General features: G+C 69.1%; 19 protein-coding genes. 13 read left to right on the forward strand and 6 right to left on the reverse strand.

Annotated features, from left to right (window positions below):
- Window positions 1-93: 93 nt before the first annotated feature.
- The 6 genes from QSV35_RS15850 (at window position 94) to QSV35_RS15875 (ending at window position 3572) form a co-directional block, all read left to right on the forward strand.
- Window positions 94-414 (forward strand): hypothetical protein, encoded by a 321-nt coding sequence (locus QSV35_RS15850; RefSeq protein WP_286289769.1) that lies wholly within the window; start codon window positions 94-96, stop codon window positions 412-414.
- Window positions 401-976, forward strand: a complete 576-nt coding sequence (locus tag QSV35_RS15855) for a carboxymuconolactone decarboxylase family protein (RefSeq protein WP_286289770.1) — start codon at window positions 401-403, stop codon at window positions 974-976. The genes QSV35_RS15850 and QSV35_RS15855 overlap by 14 nt, the downstream gene beginning before the upstream one ends.
- A gap of 282 nt (window positions 977-1258) precedes the next feature.
- Entirely contained in the window at window positions 1259-1600 is a 342-nt protein-coding gene (locus QSV35_RS15860; RefSeq protein ID WP_286289771.1) for a PadR family transcriptional regulator, read from the forward strand.
- Window position 1601: 1 nt separating this feature from the next.
- A complete protein-coding gene (locus QSV35_RS15865; RefSeq protein ID WP_286289772.1) occupies window positions 1602-1964 on the forward strand; it encodes a DUF1048 domain-containing protein in 363 nt (120 codons plus the stop codon).
- A 1-nt stretch (window position 1965) separates the two neighbouring features.
- Window positions 1966-2769 carry an ABC transporter ATP-binding protein gene (locus tag QSV35_RS15870; RefSeq protein WP_286289773.1) on the forward strand — a complete coding sequence of 268 codons (804 nt, stop codon included), beginning with the start codon at window positions 1966-1968 and terminating at the stop codon, window positions 2767-2769.
- The gene (locus QSV35_RS15875) at window positions 2766-3572 is read left to right on the forward strand and encodes an ABC transporter permease (protein ID WP_286289774.1); all 807 of its coding nucleotides are present in this window, start codon (window positions 2766-2768) and stop codon (window positions 3570-3572) included. Before QSV35_RS15870 ends, QSV35_RS15875 begins: the two co-directional genes overlap by 4 nt.
- Window positions 3573-3624: 52 nt before the next feature.
- On the opposite strand, the gene QSV35_RS15880 is transcribed toward QSV35_RS15875, so the two are convergent.
- Complete coding sequence (locus QSV35_RS15880) at window positions 3625-4233, reverse strand: TetR/AcrR family transcriptional regulator (protein WP_286289775.1); 609 nt, start codon at window positions 4231-4233, stop codon at window positions 3625-3627.
- Between the two features lie 173 nt (window positions 4234-4406).
- On the opposite strand from QSV35_RS15880, the gene QSV35_RS15885 reads away from it, so the two are divergent.
- From QSV35_RS15885 to QSV35_RS15905, 5 genes are all read left to right on the forward strand, one after another.
- Entirely contained in the window at window positions 4407-5876 is a 1470-nt protein-coding gene (locus QSV35_RS15885) for an APC family permease (protein WP_286289776.1), read from the forward strand.
- Window positions 5873-6979 carry a DmpA family aminopeptidase gene (locus tag QSV35_RS15890; protein WP_286289777.1) on the forward strand — a complete coding sequence of 369 codons (1107 nt, stop codon included), beginning with the start codon at window positions 5873-5875 and terminating at the stop codon, window positions 6977-6979. The genes QSV35_RS15885 and QSV35_RS15890 overlap by 4 nt, the downstream gene beginning before the upstream one ends.
- A 100-nt stretch (window positions 6980-7079) precedes the next feature.
- The gene (locus QSV35_RS15895; RefSeq protein WP_286289899.1) at window positions 7080-8423 is read left to right on the forward strand and encodes a pyridoxal phosphate-dependent decarboxylase family protein; all 1344 of its coding nucleotides are present in this window, start codon (window positions 7080-7082) and stop codon (window positions 8421-8423) included.
- A gap of 45 nt (window positions 8424-8468) precedes the next feature.
- Window positions 8469-8978, forward strand: coding sequence for a hypothetical protein (locus QSV35_RS15900; RefSeq protein WP_286289778.1), 510 nt, complete (start codon window positions 8469-8471; stop codon window positions 8976-8978).
- A 36-nt stretch (window positions 8979-9014) separates the two neighbouring features.
- Window positions 9015-9830, forward strand: a complete 816-nt coding sequence (locus QSV35_RS15905) for a DNA-formamidopyrimidine glycosylase family protein (RefSeq protein WP_286289779.1) — start codon at window positions 9015-9017, stop codon at window positions 9828-9830.
- Window positions 9831-9991: 161 nt separating this feature from the next.
- Here the strand turns inward: QSV35_RS15905 and QSV35_RS15910 are convergent, their stop codons facing one another.
- Both QSV35_RS15910 and QSV35_RS15915 read right to left on the reverse strand, forming a co-directional pair.
- Entirely contained in the window at window positions 9992-10567 is a 576-nt protein-coding gene (locus QSV35_RS15910) for a carboxymuconolactone decarboxylase family protein (RefSeq protein WP_286289780.1), read from the reverse strand.
- 64 nt (window positions 10568-10631) lie between these two features.
- The gene (locus tag QSV35_RS15915) at window positions 10632-12179 is read right to left on the reverse strand and encodes a DHA2 family efflux MFS transporter permease subunit (protein ID WP_286289781.1); all 1548 of its coding nucleotides are present in this window, start codon (window positions 12177-12179) and stop codon (window positions 10632-10634) included.
- 123 nt (window positions 12180-12302) lie between these two features.
- On the opposite strand from QSV35_RS15915, the gene QSV35_RS15920 reads away from it, so the two are divergent.
- Together QSV35_RS15920 and QSV35_RS15925 are read left to right on the forward strand one after the other, a co-directional pair.
- Window positions 12303-12944 carry a DUF1345 domain-containing protein gene (locus tag QSV35_RS15920; protein WP_286289782.1) on the forward strand — a complete coding sequence of 214 codons (642 nt, stop codon included), beginning with the start codon at window positions 12303-12305 and terminating at the stop codon, window positions 12942-12944.
- A gap of 43 nt (window positions 12945-12987) precedes the next feature.
- A complete protein-coding gene (locus tag QSV35_RS15925) occupies window positions 12988-14862 on the forward strand; it encodes an ABC transporter ATP-binding protein (protein WP_286289900.1) in 1875 nt (624 codons plus the stop codon).
- A gap of 110 nt (window positions 14863-14972) precedes the next feature.
- On the opposite strand, the gene QSV35_RS15930 is transcribed toward QSV35_RS15925, so the two are convergent.
- The 3 genes from QSV35_RS15930 to QSV35_RS15940 form a co-directional block, all read right to left on the reverse strand.
- Window positions 14973-15386 (reverse strand): hypothetical protein, encoded by a 414-nt coding sequence (locus tag QSV35_RS15930; protein WP_286289783.1) that lies wholly within the window; start codon window positions 15384-15386, stop codon window positions 14973-14975.
- 656 nt (window positions 15387-16042) lie between these two features.
- On the reverse strand, window positions 16043-16963 hold the full coding sequence (locus tag QSV35_RS15935; RefSeq protein WP_286289784.1) for a glycosyltransferase family 2 protein: 921 nt from the start codon (window positions 16961-16963) through the stop codon (window positions 16043-16045).
- Between the two features lie 226 nt (window positions 16964-17189).
- Window positions 17190-18323, reverse strand: coding sequence for a cysteine desulfurase family protein (locus QSV35_RS15940; RefSeq protein ID WP_286289785.1), 1134 nt, complete (start codon window positions 18321-18323; stop codon window positions 17190-17192).

An 18323-nucleotide genomic window follows, 5' to 3' on the forward strand; every position in this document is an offset into this window, starting at 1 on the left:
CCCTCCGCGACCAGCATTCCACCGGTGCAGGAGGATGACCTCTCTCAGCCGGTGACGCGCCCGTCGCGCGAGCGTCCGGAGTAGGTTCGCAGCATGGCGGGGGAGAAGGCCCACGATGAGCTGGCGGACGCGCTGCGCCGCCGCATCCGCGAGTCGGGCGTGATCGCGGCCGACCTCCGGGCGGCGATCCTCGCGGGCGGAGAGGACGCTGCCGAGCCGTTCCGCAGCCTCGCCCGCACCGTCGAGGACTCGTCGTACCGCGTCACCGACGCGCAGGTGGTGGAGGTGCGGGAGTCCGCGGGATCGGAGAGGGCCGCGTTCGAGGTGGTCATGACGGCGAGTGCGGCCGCGGGCCTGCGGCGGTGGGATGCGGCATTCCGGGCGATCGCGGAGGCGACGGATGCGTCTGCCTGAGATCGAGCGCGGCGACACCCTGGCGCACCGACTGCTGATCCGGATGATCTCGCGGATGAGCGGATACCGACTCCCCGACGCTGCGCGCGTCGCGTTCTACGACACCGCGTACGCCGGCCCGGCGCTCGGGGCCTGGACGCAGGCGACCATGCGCGGCCCGAGCTCGTGGTCGGTGTCGGAGCGCGAGCTCATGGCAGCGCAGATCGCGAGCTGGAACTCCTGTCCGTTCTGCGTCGGCGCGCACGGTGCGATCGCGGTGAAGGGCATGGATCGAGCCCTCGTCGACGCCGTGCTCGCCGACTACCGCGCCGCGCCGATCTCCGATCGCCTTCGGGCTGCGCTCGCGTTCCTCGATCGCATGACCAACCACAGCGTCACCGCGGACGATGCTCGCGCGGCCCTCGATGCCGGCCTGAGCGTGCAGGACCTGGAGGATGCGGCCGCCGTCGGCGCCGTCTTCGCGATCATCACGCGCAACGCCAACGCGCTGGACTACGAGATCCCGTCCGCGGCGGACTTCGACCGCGCGGCGGACATGCTGCTCAAGCGCGGGTACGGCTAGACCGCGGGGTCGTACACGAACTGCCGCACCTGCTGCGGGGGCGCCGGCGGGCGGCCGCGATCTTCGCCGCCGATCGCTGCGCCTTCCTCGCGCGTCTCCACATCGATGATCATCATTCGCCGTCGAGCAGCGGATACCCTTCCCGAACGCGATATATCGTGTTAGCGTCACGCTCACGATATATCGCGAAAAATTCTTGCTAATCAGTGTTGCTAAGTACCGGTACTCAGTGTTACTGTCTACCAGTAGTCAACATCACTGAGTAGCAGGAAGGAGAGGGCGATGGGCAAGCAGGCGACGGAGATGCTCAAGGGCGTCTTGGAGGGCATCGTCCTCGCGGTCCTGTCGACGCGTCCCGCCTACGGGTACGAGATCACGAGCGAACTGCGCGAGCGCGGATTCGCCGACATCGTCGAGGGCACGATCTACGCGGTCCTCGTGCGGATCGAGCAGAAGGGCCTCGTCGACATCGAGAAGGTGCCGTCGGAGAAGGGGCCGCCGCGCAAGGTCTACACGCTCAACGCGCAAGGGCGCGAGCAGCTGGCCGAGTTCTGGGAGACCTGGAGTCTCCTCGCCGGCCGCATGGAACAGATTCACCGGGAACACAACGAGGAAGAGAACTGAGATGGCCAACTGGATCGAAGCCCTCACGGGCTCGCTGGAGCAGAAGAAGCAGTACAAGCAGTACAAGGCCCGCATGGAGGCGCTTCCGGAGCCGTACGCGACCGCGTCCAAGGCCGTGCAGCGCTACTTCATGTACTACGGCGGCGTCACCGACGGCGAGACGCTCATCACGATGATGGGCGACCAGGTCGAGCTCTTCGAGCGCGCGGCCGCCGACGGCACGCCGCTGCGCGAGATCGTCACCGACGACCCTGTGGAGTTCGCCGAGACGTTCGCACGGTCGTACGCCGGCACGCAGTGGATCGACAAGGAGCGCGCCCGCCTCGCCAAGTCGATCGAGGACGCAGAGCGGAAGGAGAAGTGACATGGATGCCGCCATCCACATCCAGGGACTCACGAAGTCCTACAAGGACCTGCATGTCCTGAAGGGCGTCGACTTCGACGTCGCACGGGGGAGCATCTTCGCCCTCCTCGGTTCGAACGGAGCGGGCAAGACCACGGTCATCCGCATCCTCTCAACCCTCCTGAAGGCCGACGGCGGAACCGCCGCAGTCAACGGGTTCGACGTCGCCAAGCAGCCGCAGCGGGCTCGCGAGGCCATCAGCCTGACGGGCCAGTTCGCGGCCGTCGACGAGGTCCTCAGCGGAAGGGAGAACCTCGTCCTCATCGCCCAGCTGCGTCACCTGAAGAACCCGGGGAAGATCGCGGACGATCTGCTCGCCCGGTTCTCGCTCACGGAGGCCGGCGGCCGCAAGGTCTCCACGTACTCCGGCGGGATGCGACGCCGGCTCGACATCGCGATGAGCCTCATCGGCAACCCACCGGTGATCTTCCTGGACGAGCCCACGACGGGTCTCGACCCCGCGGCCCGCATCGAGGTGTGGGATGCCGTCAAGGAACTCGCGCGCGGCGGCACCACCGTGCTGCTGACCACCCAGTACCTCGACGAGGCGGAGCAGCTCGCCGACCGGATCGCGATCCTCCACGAGGGCACGATCATCGTCGAAGGCACGCTCGCGGAGCTCAAGCAGCTGCTGCCGCCCGCGAAGGTCGAGTACATCGAGAAGCAGCCGAGCCTGGAGGACGTGTTCTTCGCTCTGACCGGCGAGCGGGACGGCGAAACGGAAGAGACCGCCAAGGCGGCCGAGACACGAAAGGCACGATCATGACCACCGCAACCGTCACAGCACCGGCCGCCACGGGCTCGGGTGCGCGCTTCTTCAGCGACACGGCCGTGCTCACGGGCCGCTCCCTCAAGCACGTCACCCGCAGTCTCGACACGATCCTCACGACCGTGGCGACGCCGATCGCGCTGATGCTGATCTTCGTCTACGTGTTCGGCGGAGCGATCAACACCGGCACGGAGGGCGGGTCGTACATCGACTACATGCTCCCCGGCATCCTGCTGATCACGATCGCATCCGGTGTCGCCTACACGGCGTTCCGCCTGTTCACCGATCTGCAGAGCGGCATCTTCGAGCGGTTCCAGTCGCTGCCGATCGCCCGGTCGGGTGTCCTGTGGGCCCACGTCCTGACGTCGCTGGTGGCGAACATCCTGTCGCTCGTGGTCGTCTTCGCCGTCGCGTTCATCATGGGATTCCGTACCGGGGCGAGTGTCGCAGCGTGGTTCGGGGTCGCCGGCATCCTGCTCCTGTTCACCCTGGCGCTGACGTGGCTCGCCGTGATCCCGGGGCTGACGGCGAAGACGGTGGACGGTGCGAGCGCGTTCTCGTACCCGCTCATCTTCCTGCCGTTCATCAGCTCGGCGTTCGTCCCGACAGAGACGATGCCGCCGCTGGTCCAGTGGTTCGCCGAGCACCAGCCGGTGACATCCATCGTGAACTCGATCCGCGCGCTATTCGCGCAGCAGCCCGTGGGCAGCGACATCTGGATCGCGCTCGCCTGGATGCTGGGCATCCTCATCGTCGCCTACATCGTGTCGATGCGGATCTACCACCGCAAGATCAGCTGACAACTCGCGAAGAACGGGGCTCGCATCCGGATCATGGATGCGGGCCCCTTCGTCATGGCAGTGCGAGTTCGACGCATCCCGTCACGGTGCGGGCGTAGTCGAGGATGAGGCGGCGCGCGCGATCCGGGGGAGTGGAACGGTTCCCGCCGATGATGTGCAGGCCGTACGCGTCCTCGAGGGCGACGAGATTCTGAGCCAGGTCGACGACGGGGCCGGTGAGATGGAAGTGTCCCTGTGCGACACCGAGCTGCAGCGTCGAGAAGTACAGCGCGACCTGCCGGTCGAAGAGGGCCTGCGTGATGATGTCGAACGAACCGGTGCGCCTATAGATGCCGATGTCGTACATCGCCGTGACAAGGGCGTCGTTCTCGTCGGCGGGAAGGCCGGTCGCGATCATGCCGGCGAGCTGGTCGCGTGCATCCGACGTTCCGGCGAGGGCGTCGAGCCGCATCGCGTAGAAGCGATCGGATGCCCACCCGAAGACGTCGTGGATCAGCTGCTCGATGTCGCTGAAGTGATAGTGCACGGTGCCCGTCGACACCCCGGCCCGTGATGCGACGTCCTGCACACGGAGATTGCCGATCCCGCGGTCGCGGATCGCGTCGAGGGTCGCCAGGAGCAGCTGATCGCGGCGGTCGGCCTGGGTCATCGCACGTGCCATCGGGCCATTCTCGCAGGCCCGCCGTCCTCATGGTCATCGACCGGGTCGATCGGAATGTCTGACGCACGCGTCAGTTCATGACGATCTGCGACGACGAACTATTGATGCGGCGCGATGCGTGCGATTGACTCGGGAGTCAATTGCGGTACTTATTCGACGAAGAGGAGGCGGCAGTGAGCGAAGAACTCGATGGGGAGCTTCTCGAAGCTGCAGGGGCAGCCGGCACGAAGGCGCCGGCGACGGTGCCGGACACGGGCAAATACGCGCAGCAGCTCTCGCGCGGACTGACGTTCAAGGAGAACATCCTGATCACGCTGTCGGCGGTGACGCCCGCATCCAGCGTGTTCATCATCGTGCCGGCCGTGATCAACGGCATCGGCGGCGCATCGGCGCTCGCCTTCGTGATCGCGGGCGTCATCGGCATCTTCGTGGCGCTCTGCTACGCCGAGCTGTCCAGTGCATTCCCGATCACGGGCGGCGAGTACGCGTTCGTCGCACGGACGCTCGGCAAGCCCTGGGGCTTCGGCCTGTTCCTGATGAACCTCGTGAGCGGCGTGCTCATCATCGGCGTCATCGCCTCGGGCGCGAGTCAGTATCTCGGCGTCCTGTCCAGCGCGCTGGGCGGAGGGTGGGTCGGGATCGTCGTGATCCTCGTGACCACCGTGATCGCGTGCTTCGGCATTCGCACGAACGCGCTGGTCACCGGCATCTTCCTGCTGCTGGAGATCGCGGCGCTCGTCGTCCTGACCCTCGTGGGGTTCCTGCACGTCCAGCAGCCGATCTCGACGCTGTGGACTCCGGTGACGAGCGGGCCCGGCGGCATCCTCGTTCCGGCGGCGGCGGGACTCATCGTCGCCTACACGTCGACCGCGCTCTTCGCCTTCAACGGCTACGGCGCCGCCGTCTACTACGCCGAGGAGACCAAGAACGCCCGGTCGACGATCGGGCGCGCCATCATGTGGTCCCTCGCGATCGCGGTCCTCGCCGAGCTCATCCCGCTCATCGCCGTCCTGCTCGGCACGAGCGACATGGCGAAGCTCGTCGCATCGCCGTCGCCGATGACGGAGTTCCTGACGACTGAGGCGGGTTCGACGGTCAACACGCTCGTCAGCATCGGGATCGCGATCGCCGTCATCAACGCCGTGCTCGCGATCATCCTGCAGTTCGGTCGCACGCTGTTCTCCTCGGCCCGCGACCGCTCGTGGCCCGACGGGCTCAACCGCGCGTTCGGCCACATCCACCCGAAGCTGCGCACCCCGGTCGTCGCGACGCTCGTCGTGGGCGTGATCTCGGCGCTGTGCCTGTGGCTCGTCCCGTTCGACGTGCTGCTCGTCGCGACGAGTGCAGGCATCGTGATCCTGTACGCGCTGGTGGGCCTCGCGGCCTTGATCGGTCGCATCAACCACACGACGGATGCGGCCGAATACCGGATGCGGTGGTGGCCGGCAGCCCCCATCCTCATGATCGTCGCGACACTCGTCATCCTCGTGATGACCGTCATCGCCGACTGGGTCCCGGTCGCCGTCGCGGTCGGCATCTTCGCCGCCGGCCTGATCTACTACGTGCTGTACCTGCGCGGGAAGCCCGACCGCTGGACGCTGCCGGAACCGGCGGACGAGGAACTGGAAGAGGAGACCGCATGACCCGCGCGCGCGACCTGGGCTTCGTCGAGGGGGGACGCCCCGGCGAGCACAACGCCATCACCGACGTCCCCGGCGTCGAGGTCGGTCTCATCACGCTCATCGAGGATCGCGATGATATCCGGGTACGCACCGGCGTGACGGCGATCCTGCCTCGAGGGAAGGGGGATGCGGCGGCCCCGGTGGCCGCCGGCATCCACTCCCTGAACGGCAACGGGGAGATGACCGGGTCGGTGTGGATCGCGGAGGCGGGAAGCCTGTCGACACCCGTACTCATCACCAACACGCATTCGGTCGGCGCCGCGCACGAGGGATCGATCCGGTGGATGCTGGACCACGTTCCCGGTGCGTCGGATCAGTGGCTGCTGCCGGTCGTGGCCGAGACGTGGGACGGCGTGCTCAACGACATCAACGGTCTGCACGTGCGGCCCGAGCACGCGGTGGCGGCCCTGGATGCGGCGACCTCCGGTCCCGTGGCGGAGGGCGCCGTCGGCGGCGGCACGGGCATGATGTGCTACGAGTTCAAGGGCGGATCGGGCACCGCGTCGCGCATCGTGCCGCTCGGCGGCGAGGAGTACACCGTCGGAGTCTTCCTGCAGGCCAACTTCGGGTCGATGGAGGAGCTCGTCGTGCGCGGCGTGCGAGTCGGTCCGACGCTCGCCGCCGAACTCGCAGCTGCGCCACCCGTCGTGCCTGCGGGCGTGCCCGCGGGCGTCCCGGCGGGAGCCGGGAGCGTCATCGTCGTCGTGGCGACCGATGCTCCGCTCCTGCCCGCCCAGTGCACGGCGCTCGCGCGGCGCGTGTCGCTCGGGCTGGCGCGCACGGGCACGGCCGGATCGCATTTCTCCGGCGACATCTTCCTCGCATTCTCGACGGGGAATCGCGGCGCGCTCGCGAGCCGCTTCCCGGCGGACGCGTCGTTCGAACTCGACGAGCTGCGGACGATCCCGTGGGGCCGGATGGACCCGCTGTACACCGCGGTCGTCGAAGCAACCGAGGAGGCCGTGCTCAACGTGCTCGTCGCGGCCGAGACCATGGTGGGGCACCGGAAGACGGCCGTCGCACTCCCCGTCGATCGGCTGCGGGAGCTGCTCGCTCTCGGCTGATCCGGAGCCCGTGGCGCGAAGGGCGCGGACGTGACACCATGAGCGAGCCGCACCGCGGCCCGATCGAGGAGGACCAGTGACCGCATCCGACAGCGCACGCATGCACGACGTCTCCGAGGAGACGGCTGCCATCGTCGATCTCGTCCTCGAGTACTCCCGGTCGCGGCTCCTGGCGAGCGACACCCCGCTCGACAAGCCGCTGTCCGAGGCGGAGCTGGCCCGCCTCGCCGGGCGCACCATCCGCGAAGAGGGGATCGGCGCCCGCAAGGCGCTCGGCATCTTCGAGCATGTGCTGGCTCCGGCCTGCATCTCGACCGACGATCCGGGCTATCTCTCCTTCATCCCGAGCGCCCCCACGAAGGCGTCCGCGGCGTTCGACGTCATCGTCTCGGCGAGCGCGCTGTACGGCGGATCGTGGCTCGAGGGCGCGGGCGCGGTGCACGCGGAGAACGAGGTGCTCCGCTGGCTCGCCGCCGAGTTCGGGCTGCCCGAGGGGGCCGGCGGAGTGTTCGTGCAGGGCGGCACGCTCGGCAACCTCTCCGCGCTCGTCGCGGCGCGCGACACCGCGCGCCGGGCCGGCAAGAATCCCGAGCGGTTCGCGATGGTCTGCAGCGTCGAAGCGCACTCGTCGAACAAGTCCGCGGCGAAGGTGATGGATGTGGACGTCATCGCCGTCCCGGCGGGGGAGGACGGCATCCTCCGCGCCGATGTCGTGCGCGCCGCCCTGGACGAGCACGGCGACCGCGTCTTCGCGGTCGTGGCGACCGCCGGGTCGACGAACTTCGGCATCGTCGACGACATCGCCGGCATCGCCGCGCTCAAGGACGAATACGACTTCTGGCTGCACATCGACGGGGCGTACGGGCTCGCCGGGATGCTGTCGCCGGTGACGCGGGAGCTGTTCACGGGCGTCGGTCGCGCCGACTCGCTCGTCGTCGACCCGCACAAGTGGCTGTTCGCGCCCTTCGACGCGTGCGCGCTCATCTACCGGGATCCCGAGCAGGGCCGACGCGCGCACACGCAGCACGCCGAGTATCTCGATACCCTGACCGACACGGACGACTGGAGTCCCTCCGACTACGCCTACCACCTGACGCGCCGCCCGCGCGGTCTTCCGCTGTGGTTCTCGCTGGCGACGTACGGCGCGGGCGTGTATCGGGACGCGGTGACGCATGGGATCGAGCTGGCGCGGCGGATCGCTGACGAGATCGAGGCGCGGCCCGAGCTGAGCCTCGTCCGCCAGCCGATGCTGTCGGTGGTCGTGTTCGAGCGCGAGGGCTGGACGAAGGAGGACTACAACCGCTGGTCGGCGGAGCTCCTCGACGACCAGCACGCGTTCGTCACGCCCAGCTCGCATGCGGGTCGCACCAACGCACGCTTCGCGATCCTCAATCCGCGCACGTCGTTCGAGCAGCTGGTCGAGATCCTCGACACGATGAAGTGAGGCAGGCCGATAGCATCGACAGCATGACGACGTCCACGGTCACGCATGTCTGACGCAGACCTCCACATCACGCCGCGGGTCGGCCGCATCCTGACCTCGGAAGAGGCGATCTACGGACTCATCCTCGTCTCGGGCATGCTGGCGGTCAGCGCGGCCGCCAAGGAGACGGCGTGGGACACCCTCGCCGTCGTCGTCGTGACCGTCGTCGTCTTCTTCGCCGCCCACGTCTATGCGGGCACACTCGGGAGGCTCGCCGCGACCAGCGGGCATGCGGGCGTGAAGGCGAGTCTGGGGGCCGCTGCCAGTCACTCGGTCGGCATGGTCTACGCATCGCTTCCGGCCATCATCTTCCTGGTGCTGGGTGCGACGAGAGCCATCGACGACGTCCTGGCGGAGTGGGCCGCGCTCATCGCGAACACGATCATGCTCGGGGTGCTCGGCTGGATCGCTGTCGCCGGCTGGACCAAGCACTGGGCGCCGCGCATCCTGAGCGCGCTCGTCACGGCCGCGTTCGGCGGCATCCTGATCCTTCTCAAGGCGGTCGTCACGCACTGATCGGTCGGTGTCGGCGCCCGGTGGCACACTGGACGCATGCCCGAGTCGCCCGAGGTGCAGGCGCTCGCCGATGAACTCGGAGAGCGGCTGCACGGCCGTGCCTTCTCCGGCGGCGAGTTCGAAGAGTTCCGTGTCCTGAAGACGCCGGCGAGGCCGCTCGCTTCGGTCGCAGGGCGCAGCGTCGCCCGAGTGCGCCGGTTCGGCAAGCACGTCGACCTCGAGATGGATGACGGCAGCCACCTCGTCGTGAGCTTCGGGCGCGCCGGCTGGGCGGCCTGGGCTCCGGTCGCAGCCGATGCCCCCGCTCCGGTGGTCGCGCACTTCGCGTTCGACGGTGCGGATCTCGAACTGACGGATGCGGGCGCCTGGCTCTCCCTCGGCGTGTCGGTCGTCGACGATCCGTCAGAGGTCTCGACGATCGCCAAGCTCGGGGCGGACCCGCTCGCTCCCGGATACTCGCGCGCGGACTTCGATCGGGTGGTCGGGTCGCGCCGCAAGCAGGTGAAGGCGCTGCTGCAGGAGCAGGAGTCGTTCGCCGGCATCGGCAATGCGTACTCCGACGAGATCCTGCACACCGCGAAGATCGCGCCGCTCGCTCACGCGGCCGCACTGTCCGGTGACGAGCGTGACCGTCTGTACGAGGCCGTGGTGAGCGTGATGGGGGATGCGACGGCGGCGCGTCGCGGCATCCCGATCGATCAGCTCAAGGCCGAGAAGGTCGCCTCCATGCGCGTGCACGGCCGCACAGGGGAGGCCTGCCCGGTGTGCGGGACCACGATCGAGGATCTGCCTGGCGCGAGCGGCTCGTCGAGCGCGCAGTACTGCCCGTTCTGCCAGTCCGAGCCGGCCTGATCCGGGCCCGGCTACGATGGAGGCATGGCAACCTCGTCGCTTCCCACCCCGCAGTTGCAGCCCGTCCCGCTCGAGCAGAACCTCCTCGCGGTGATCGAAGACGGCGCGGCGTGCTGCGGCGCCGACGGCTGCTGCAGCATCTGAGTTCCGCTGTCCGCGCGTCAGCGCGTGGGTGACAGCAGCGCGTCGACGAGCTCGGGGGAGAGCCCCGGAACGTCCTCCAGCGGCACGGCGAGCGCCTGCAGCGACCGTGAGAAGTAGTTGCGCGCCCCGGCCGCGAGCGTGATGTCGACGATCTGCCGGTCGGTGAATCCGTGGTCTCGCAGCGACTGGGAGTCCGCATCCGTCATGCCGGCTGCATCCGTCGACATCTTCTCCGCGTACGCCATGACCGCGACGTCCGCGGGCGACAGATCGGCGTCGCGGTAGTCGACGGCCGCACGCTGCAGCTGCTCCTCGTCCATTGCGGCCGCGCGCAGCGTCTTGCGCCCGTGGGCGAGCAGGCAGTGCCGGGAACGGATGCCGCGCGCGGCGCCCAGCGTTGCGAGTTCGTACGTGCGCACGCCGATCGACGGCACGATCGCGCGGATCAGCGCTTCGAACGCTTCGTGCGCCTCCGGGTTGATCGCCATCACGCGCGTGTAGGCGAACACGAACCCGTCGGTCTTGATGTCTCCGGCATACATGTCGGCGACGTGACCCGTCGCATCCGACTCGGCGGGCGGTTCGACGATCATCGAGGTCCCCTTCCTTCGTCCCCGGCCACCACGCTAGGGGGCCGGGGACGAAGATGACAGGGGGTCAGTGCGCGGCGGGCGTCCCCTCGCCGCCGGCGTGGGTGAGGTCGTCGGCCGGCTTCCGGACGAGGAACGCGCCGACGAGCATCGGCAGCGCCACGATCGCCGCGGTGACGAAGGCCGCGTGCGTGCCCGCCGCCTGGGCCGCGGCGGGGTCTGCGCCCGCCGCAGTGGCACTCGCGGTCGCCGCCGCCATCACGCCGAACATCAGCGCGATGCCCGCGGCTCCTGCAACCTGCTGGAGCGTGCCGAGGACCGCCGAGCCGTAGGAGTAGAACCGCGGCTCGAGCGAGCCGAGAGAGGCGGTGAACAGCGGTGTGAACGACAGCGCGAGGCCGAACGACAGGACGGTCTGCACGACGGCGACGAGCCACACCGGCGTCGTCGCGCCGAAGGTCGTGTAGACCCACAGCATCGCCGTCGTGATGATCGCACCCGGAACGAGGAGGATTGTCGTCCCCCGGCGGTCGTAGATGCGCCCGATGATCGGGCCCGCGAGCCCCATGGCGAGCGCACCGGGGAGGACGACGAGACCCGTCGTGAGCGAGTCGATCTTCACGACGTCCTGCAGGTAGTACGGCACGACCGTGATCGCGCCGAAGAAGGCCATCGACATGACGCCCATCTGCGCGATCGACAGGGAGAAGTTGGCACTCCGGAAGACGCGCAGGTCGAGCAGGGCGTCGTCCTTGCGCTGGAGCACGATCTGGCGCCAGCCGAACAGCAGCAGCGCGATCACGCCCACGACGAGCGACACGACCAGTGTGATCGTCGCGGTGGCGGCGGCGGCCGCCGCATCCGTCGCGCCGCCGTGACCGCCGGCGCCCAGCTGGCTGAGGCCGAACACGAGGCCGCCGAATCCCAAGGCGGAGAGGATGACAGAGAGCACGTCGATCGGCGCCTTCGTCGTCTCCCCGAGGTTGTGGATCCATCGTGCGCCGACGAACAGCGCGACGAGGGCCACCGGAAGGACGACGCCGAAGATCCAGCGCCACTCGAAGTTGTTGAGGATGGCGCCGGCGAGCGTCGGGCCGATCGCCGGGGCGAGCGACATGACGATGCTGACCCGGCCCATCATGCGGCCGCGGATCGCGGCCGGGACGACGGTCATGAGCGTCGTCATGAGCAGCGGCATCATGATCGCGGTGCCGGAGGCCTGCACGACGCGGGCGACGAGCAGCATCGGGAATCCCGGCGACAGGAACGCGATGAGCGTGCCTGTGGAGAAGAGCCCCATCGCGGCGATGAACATCGCGCGCGTCGTGAAGCGCTGCAGGAGGAAGCCGGTGATCGGGATCACGACCGCCATCGTCAGCATGAAGGCGGTGGTCAGCCACTGGGCGGCGAGCGGGGTGATGCCGAGGTCTCGGATGAGGTGCGGGATCGCCACACCCATCGTCGTCTCGTTGAGGATCGCGACGAACGCGGCCGCCAGGAGCAGCCAGATGACGCGGCTCTCGCGCGCGGGAATGGTGACGGCGGCGGCGCGGGCGCCGCCGGACGAGGACGGGATGTCTGAAGGTGTGAGGTCGGTGTCAGTGGTGGCGGCCATGGGTCGTCTCCTCTGGAGATTCGTTTACCAGCGTTGCATATGGAGGGGCTGCGAAAAGCGGCAGTGACGAGAGTAACGGCAGGGTCGGACATCGCATTCCGCGAATCGTGAAACGATTCGGATATGACCACCCCTCCGCTGCGCCACACCGTGCGAGTCCACTTCGCGGTGTCGATCGTGGCGGGAGTGATCGGCGGCGTCATCATCGGGTTCCTGCTGGGTGCGGCCCCCGGTCTGCTCAGCGGATGGACGATCCTCGCGCTCGTGAACGTCGCCTGGATCCTCTCCGTCGTCTGGAACATGGATGCCGCCCAGACCCGCGCGCACGCGATCGCCGAGGACCCGGGGAGGCGCACCGCGCGCCTCATCGCCACGGTCGGATCCGTCGTGAGCCTCGCGGCCGTCGCGGTCGTGATCATCCAGGCGCGGCACGCGGCGCCCGGTCTGTCGTTCCTGCTCGCCGGCATCGCTGTGCTGAGCGTCGCGTCGTCCTGGGCGCTCATCCAGGTCGACTACATGCTGCGGTACGCCCGCGTCTATTACGCGGAGCCGGTCGGCGGCATCGTCTTCAACCAGGACGAGGACCCGATGTACTCCGACTTCGGGTACTTCTCGGTCGGCCTCGGCATGACCTATCAGGTTGCCGATACCAACGTGCGGTCGAATGAGATCCGTCGCATCGTCATCGCCCAGACGCTCATCGCATACCTGTTCGGCGCGGTGATCCTCGCGACAGTGATCAATCTCGTGACGGGACTCGGATGATGAAGCGGATGCCGCGGATGACGGGGAGGCGCCCCTGATGGCGATGGGGCACCCCGGCGGAGGCGGCGGCGCGGCCTTCCGCGGAGTGGATGCGCGCGCGCAGCGCGCGGCGAACGCGGCGGCTCCCCGCATCCCGGATCTCGGACCGCGTGCCCTGCGGCTGTTCCGGCCCTACCGCGGGCGGATCGCCATCACGGGGCTCCTCGTCGTCGCGGGGGCGGCGATCGCCGTCATCCCGCCGCTCATCGTCCAGCGCGTGTTCGACGACGCGCTCTTCCCGGCCACGGGCGGTCCGGACCTGGCACTCCTCGTCCGGCTCGTCGCCGCGATGATCGCGCTCTTCCTACTGTCGGCGGGCCTCGGGGTCGTGCAGACGTGGCTGACCTCGACCGTCGGCAATTCGGTCACCGGCGATCTCCGGGTGCGACTGTTCGACCACCTGCAGTCGATGGAGCTCGGCTTCTTCACCCGCACCAAGACCGGAGCCATCCAGTCGCGTCTGCAGAACGACGTCGGCGCGGTCGCGGACGTGCTGACGAACACCGTCACCACCATCCTGGGCAACTCCGTCACGGTCGTCGCCTCCCTCGTCGCGATGATCCTGATCGACTGGCGCCTCACGATCATCGCCGTCATCCTCATGCCGATCCTCGCGATCGTGCAGCGTCGCGTCGGCCAGGTGCGCGCCCGCATCGCCGGGCAGACGCAGGAGTCGCTCTCAGAGCTCACCTCGATCACGCAGGAGACGCTGAGCGTCTCCGGCATCCTGCTCTCCAAGTCCTTCAACCGCCAGCGCGCCGAGGGCGAGCGCTACCGCGCCGAGAACCGCAACCAGGTGAGCCTGCAGGTGCGGCGGGCGATGAGCGGTCAGGGCTTCTTCGCGCTCGTCGGCGTCATCATGGCGAGCGTCCCCGCCGTCATCTACCTCGTCTCGGGGTTCATCCTCGCCGGCGGCCACGCCGCCATCACGGCGGGCACCATCGTCGCGTTCACGACGGTGCAGGCGCGCCTCCTGCAGCCGCTCATGGGCCTCATGCGCGTCGCGCTGGATCTGCAGACGTCGCAGGCGGTGTTCGCGCGCATCTTCGAGTACCTCGACCTGACGCCGGCCATCGCGGATGCGTCCGACGCGATCCGCGTCGAGGACGCGCCGGGGCCGCTCGGCAGCGTCGAGTTCCGCGACGTGTCGTTCCGGTATCCGGATGCCGCGGGGGATGCGCGCCCGACCCTCGATCGTGTGTCGTTCCGTGCCGAGCCCGGGCAGCACATCGCCTTCGTCGGGCCGAGCGGTGCGGGCAAGACCACAGTGCTGTACCTCACCCCGCGGCTGCACGAGGCGAGCGGAGGGTCGGTCCTCTTCGCGGGCGCCGATGTGCGGTCGCTCGTGCAGGAGTCGATCATCGACCACGTCGGCATCGTCACCCAGGAGACGTACCTCTTCCACGCGTCTATCCGCGAGAACCTGCTGTACGCGAAGGCGGATGCCACCGACGACGAGCTCGTCGCCGCGTGCACGGCGGCCAACATCCACCACGTCATCGCCTCGTTCGCCGAGGGGTACGACACGGTGGTCGGCGAACGCGGCTACCGGCTCTCCGGCGGCGAGAAGCAGCGCATCGCGATCGCCCGCGTGCTGCTGAAGGACCCGCCCGTGCTGCTCCTCGACGAAGCGACATCGGCGCTCGACACGGTCTCGGAGCGCGTCGTGCAGGAGGCGCTGGATGCCGCGGCCCGCGGCCGCACCACGATCACCGTCGCCCACCGGCTCTCGACGATCGTCGAGGCCGACGTCATCCACGTCGTCGACGGCGGGCGCGTGGTCGAGTCCGGCACGCACGCATCGCTGCTGGCACAGGGCGGGCTGTATTCGGCGCTCGCGGCGGAGCAGCTCGCCGCATCCCGCATCGAAGGCGTCTGACCGCCTCTTCCGTCCATCCCGCCCCGCCCCCGCTCGCCCCCGCTCGCCCCCGCGGCTCGTATCGGCGCCGACTTGCCACATCTGGCGAGTATGGGGGCCACATTCGCTCATCATGTGGCAAATCGATGGCGCAACGCGCTACTGAGGTCGGCGAGCAACGCGTGCGGGTCGTCCAGGTCGGCCTGGGTGACCGGGATGTAGCGCCAGCCGAGCGATTCCAGGCGTCGACGACGCGCGAGATCTGCGCGCCATTGCTCGCGCTCGCGATGGTGGTCCCCTTCGTACTCGATCGCGATGAGGCGATCGGGGTAGGCGAGATCAACGCGCGCGACGAGTCGACCGTCGCGGTCGTGCACGACATGCTGTGGCACGGGATGCGGGAGGCCTGCCTCGATCAGCAGGACCCGGAGCTCCGATTCCTTCGGCGACTCGGCATTAGGGTCAACGAGCTCGATCGCGCGGCGAAGGTTCCGGATGCCTCGCCTCCCCGGCCACGTTGCGATTGCGGCCGCGATGTCCGCCACCGTGAACCGACCTGCGGCGCGACGCACAAGATGGTCTGCGACGGCGACGAGTTCAGGAAGCGTCAGCCTCGCGCCCAGATCGCAGAACGTGCGGAGAACGGTGGTCGTGCGAACTCCTGCGATCACGACGATGTCTTGGGCGCGCAGGTCCATCTGGTGGCCTCGGATGCCCCGGCCCCTAGGCGCACGGGTCCCCGTAGGCACTGCGAGGTCGATGGCCCGCTCTTGCACGACACGGTGAGGGAGCGGCATTGCGTGCAGGAGCCCGGCGCTGATATGACTGACCGCGGTCGCGTCCGGCCGACACTGCAGAGCGGCGACGCAGAGGGCGACGTGAGGCAGCTCGATCGCGGGTGCGCGCACGCCTCGGAACGGCGCTGTGAGGTCGGCTGCGCGCGTTCGCGATCGCGAGATGCCGAAGGCATCCGCGAGCTCGACGCAGAAGATGCGACCCGCAAGCGGAGCGGGCAACGGTGCGGGTGTGCGGGGCATCCGTCGAGTGTGTCGGGTGTGTGCGGCCGATCACCGGCTGTCCACAGGTGTTCCGCTTGGGGAGGAATCCTCGTCTCACACCGACTTGCCACATATGGCGGGTAGAGCAAGCAGCATTCCCGCGATATGTGGCAAGTCGGCGAGAACGGGGAGTCAGACGGGCGTCAGAGGGGAGGCGGGGTGCGGGGTGCGCCGGGGCGCGCGGCCAGTTCCTCGACGAAGGATGCGAGCAGCGTGCGGTAGGCCGGATCCGGATGGATCCGGGCGATCTCGATCAGCGGTGGAAGGTCGAGGAGGAAGATGAGGGCGACGCGACCGGCGGCCGCCGCATCCAGCCCCTGCGCATCGAGCACCGCGATGCCGCCGGAGAGCGCGTCGAGGTAGTCGCGCAGCACAGGCAGTTCGGCCTTGCGCTGCGTGATCGACGTGCCGTTCGCGCGCTCGCGCCACTCGACGACGACATCCGGGATGACGTCGAACCCGCGGGCGCGCGTGTACAGGAGCTGTGCGACGACCTGGTCCTCGTAGGCGCGACCCTCCGGGAACCGGAGCCCGTCCCACAGGGCGCTGCGCGAGAGCTTCGACCACGCGACGATGTTGCCGGCCGCGGACGGGTGGTCGGCCAGGGTGACGCCGTGACGTTCGGGATCGGTGGATGCCGTCACCCACGGCTGCACCTCGCCCGGCGCGTATCCGCCGCTTCCGTCGGGGCGCAGCCGAACGTAGGCCCCCACGACGAGGTCACTGCCGGTCGCAGTGATCGTCTCCACGAGACGCTCGAGCGCGCGCGGGCGCAGCACGTCGTCGGCGTCGAGGAAGCCGACGTACGGCGTATCGACCATCTCGAGCGCCGCATTGCGTGCCGCGCCGAGTCCGCGGGACGCCTCGTGCCGGATGACGGTCAGGCGGTCGTCGGCGGCCGCGGCCGCGTCGAAGATCGCTCCCGTGGCATCCTCTGATCCATCATCGACGAGGATCGCGCGCCAGTCCTCGAACGTCTGCGCGCGGAGGGAGTCCACAGCTTCGGCGGCGAAGTCGGCCACGTCGCGGCCCGGGACGATGACGGTCACGACGGGGCGGCTCACTCGCCCGATCCTATTCGTGCGGGTGGCATCGTCGCGTTTCGTCCCGCTGGTCCGCGCCCACGCGCCCGGAGGTGTCGTGCGTCGCGCCGGCGATTCGTTGAGGGGGCATGGAAACGCTCGCTCAACAACCCGCGTTGCTCGTGAATGCTCGCCACTTCCTCCCCGCGGGTCGTCGAGGGAGCGAAGCGAGTCGGCACGCGGTGGCGTTGCCAGTACGACGCGCGGGTCACCCGCCGACGGCGGCGACGGATGCGGCGACCGCATCCGCCACTGCATCCAACGGCCGGCGCAGGCCGTGGGGGAGCGTGAAACGGACGGCCGTCTGCGCGATCTCGGGCGCGATGCCCAGTGCGACCAGCACGTGCGACGGCTCGTCGCTGCCCGCTGCGCAGGCCGAACCGCTCGAGGAGACGACCCCGCGCCGCTCAAGTTCGAGCAGCACCGCCTCGCCGCTCGTTCCCGCGAACGTGAAGCTCGCGGTCCCGGGAAGGCGCCGCTCCAGGTCGCCGGTGAGCCGCGCCGAGGGGACGAGAGTCAGGACGCGTGAGATGAACGACCGGCAGATCGCACCGACGGCCGCCGCATCCTCCGCCCGCTCCGCTTCGGCGAGTTCCAGCGCGGTGGCCAGTCCGACGGCGCCGGCGACGTCCTCGGTTCCGCTGCGGCGCCCGCGCTCCTGCCCCCCGCCGTGCAGGAGCGGCTCGATCGGGATGCGCCCGCGCACCGCGAGGACGCCCGTGCCCTTCGGCGCGCCCACCTTGTGCCCGGCGATCGCGAGGGAGTCGGCATCCGTCCCCGCGAGGGGGATCCAGCCGGCCGCCTGCACGGCGTCGAGGTGGAGGGGGATGCGGCGCTCCCGCACGACCCGCGCGAGCGCCGGCGCATCCTGGATCGTCCCGATCTCGTTGTTCGCGTACCCGACCGCGACGAGGGCGGTGTCGTCGCTCAGGGCGTCGGCGAGATCGTCGGGGGAGACCCGGCCCTCGGAAGAGACAGGGAGCATCGTGACCTCGAAGCCGTGCACGCGCTCGAGGTACGCGACGGACTCGAGGATCGACTCGTGCTCGATCGGGGTCGTGACGACGTGCCTCGCTCCGCGGTTCACCGTCGCCGCGATCGCGATGCCCTTGACCGCGAGGTTGTTCGCTTCGGTGCCGCCGGAGGTGAACACGATGTCGCCCGCCCGCATCCCCACGATCCGCGCGATACGGGCGCGGGCGTCGGAGAGCGCCCTCGCCGCCTCTTCTCCGACGGTGTGATGGCTCGACGGATTGCCGAACGACCGGGTGAGATACGGCAGCATCGCCTCGACCACCTCGGGCCGTACGGCCGTCGTCGCGGCATTGTCGAGGTACAGCAC

The sequence above is a fragment of the Microbacterium candidum genome (genome assembly GCF_030315975.1).
Classification (GTDB): domain Bacteria; phylum Actinomycetota; class Actinomycetes; order Actinomycetales; family Microbacteriaceae; genus Microbacterium; species Microbacterium candidum.

Excerpts from the sequence above, each read along its gene's own strand:
- QSV35_RS15850 (WP_286289769.1), top strand. The coding sequence starts at position 94 with ATGGCGGGGGAGAAGGCCCACGATGAGCTGGCGGACGCGCTGCGCCGC.
- QSV35_RS15855 (WP_286289770.1), top strand. The coding sequence starts at position 401 with ATGCGTCTGCCTGAGATCGAGCGCGGCGACACCCTGGCGCACCGACTG.
- QSV35_RS15860 (WP_286289771.1), top strand. The coding sequence starts at position 1,259 with ATGGGCAAGCAGGCGACGGAGATGCTCAAGGGCGTCTTGGAGGGCATC.
- QSV35_RS15865 (WP_286289772.1), top strand. The coding sequence starts at position 1,602 with ATGGCCAACTGGATCGAAGCCCTCACGGGCTCGCTGGAGCAGAAGAAG.
- QSV35_RS15870 (WP_286289773.1), top strand. The coding sequence starts at position 1,966 with ATGGATGCCGCCATCCACATCCAGGGACTCACGAAGTCCTACAAGGAC.
- QSV35_RS15875 (WP_286289774.1), top strand. The coding sequence starts at position 2,766 with ATGACCACCGCAACCGTCACAGCACCGGCCGCCACGGGCTCGGGTGCG.
- QSV35_RS15880 (WP_286289775.1), bottom strand. The coding sequence starts at position 4,233 with ATGGCACGTGCGATGACCCAGGCCGACCGCCGCGATCAGCTGCTCCTG.
- QSV35_RS15890 (WP_286289777.1), top strand. The coding sequence starts at position 5,873 with ATGACCCGCGCGCGCGACCTGGGCTTCGTCGAGGGGGGACGCCCCGGC.
- QSV35_RS15895 (WP_286289899.1), top strand. The coding sequence starts at position 7,080 with ATGCACGACGTCTCCGAGGAGACGGCTGCCATCGTCGATCTCGTCCTC.
- QSV35_RS15900 (WP_286289778.1), top strand. The coding sequence starts at position 8,469 with ATGTCTGACGCAGACCTCCACATCACGCCGCGGGTCGGCCGCATCCTG.
- QSV35_RS15905 (WP_286289779.1), top strand. The coding sequence starts at position 9,015 with ATGCCCGAGTCGCCCGAGGTGCAGGCGCTCGCCGATGAACTCGGAGAG.
- QSV35_RS15910 (WP_286289780.1), bottom strand. The coding sequence starts at position 10,567 with ATGATCGTCGAACCGCCCGCCGAGTCGGATGCGACGGGTCACGTCGCC.
- QSV35_RS15915 (WP_286289781.1), bottom strand. The coding sequence starts at position 12,179 with ATGGCCGCCACCACTGACACCGACCTCACACCTTCAGACATCCCGTCC.
- QSV35_RS15920 (WP_286289782.1), top strand. The coding sequence starts at position 12,303 with ATGACCACCCCTCCGCTGCGCCACACCGTGCGAGTCCACTTCGCGGTG.
- QSV35_RS15925 (WP_286289900.1), top strand. The coding sequence starts at position 12,988 with ATGGGGCACCCCGGCGGAGGCGGCGGCGCGGCCTTCCGCGGAGTGGAT.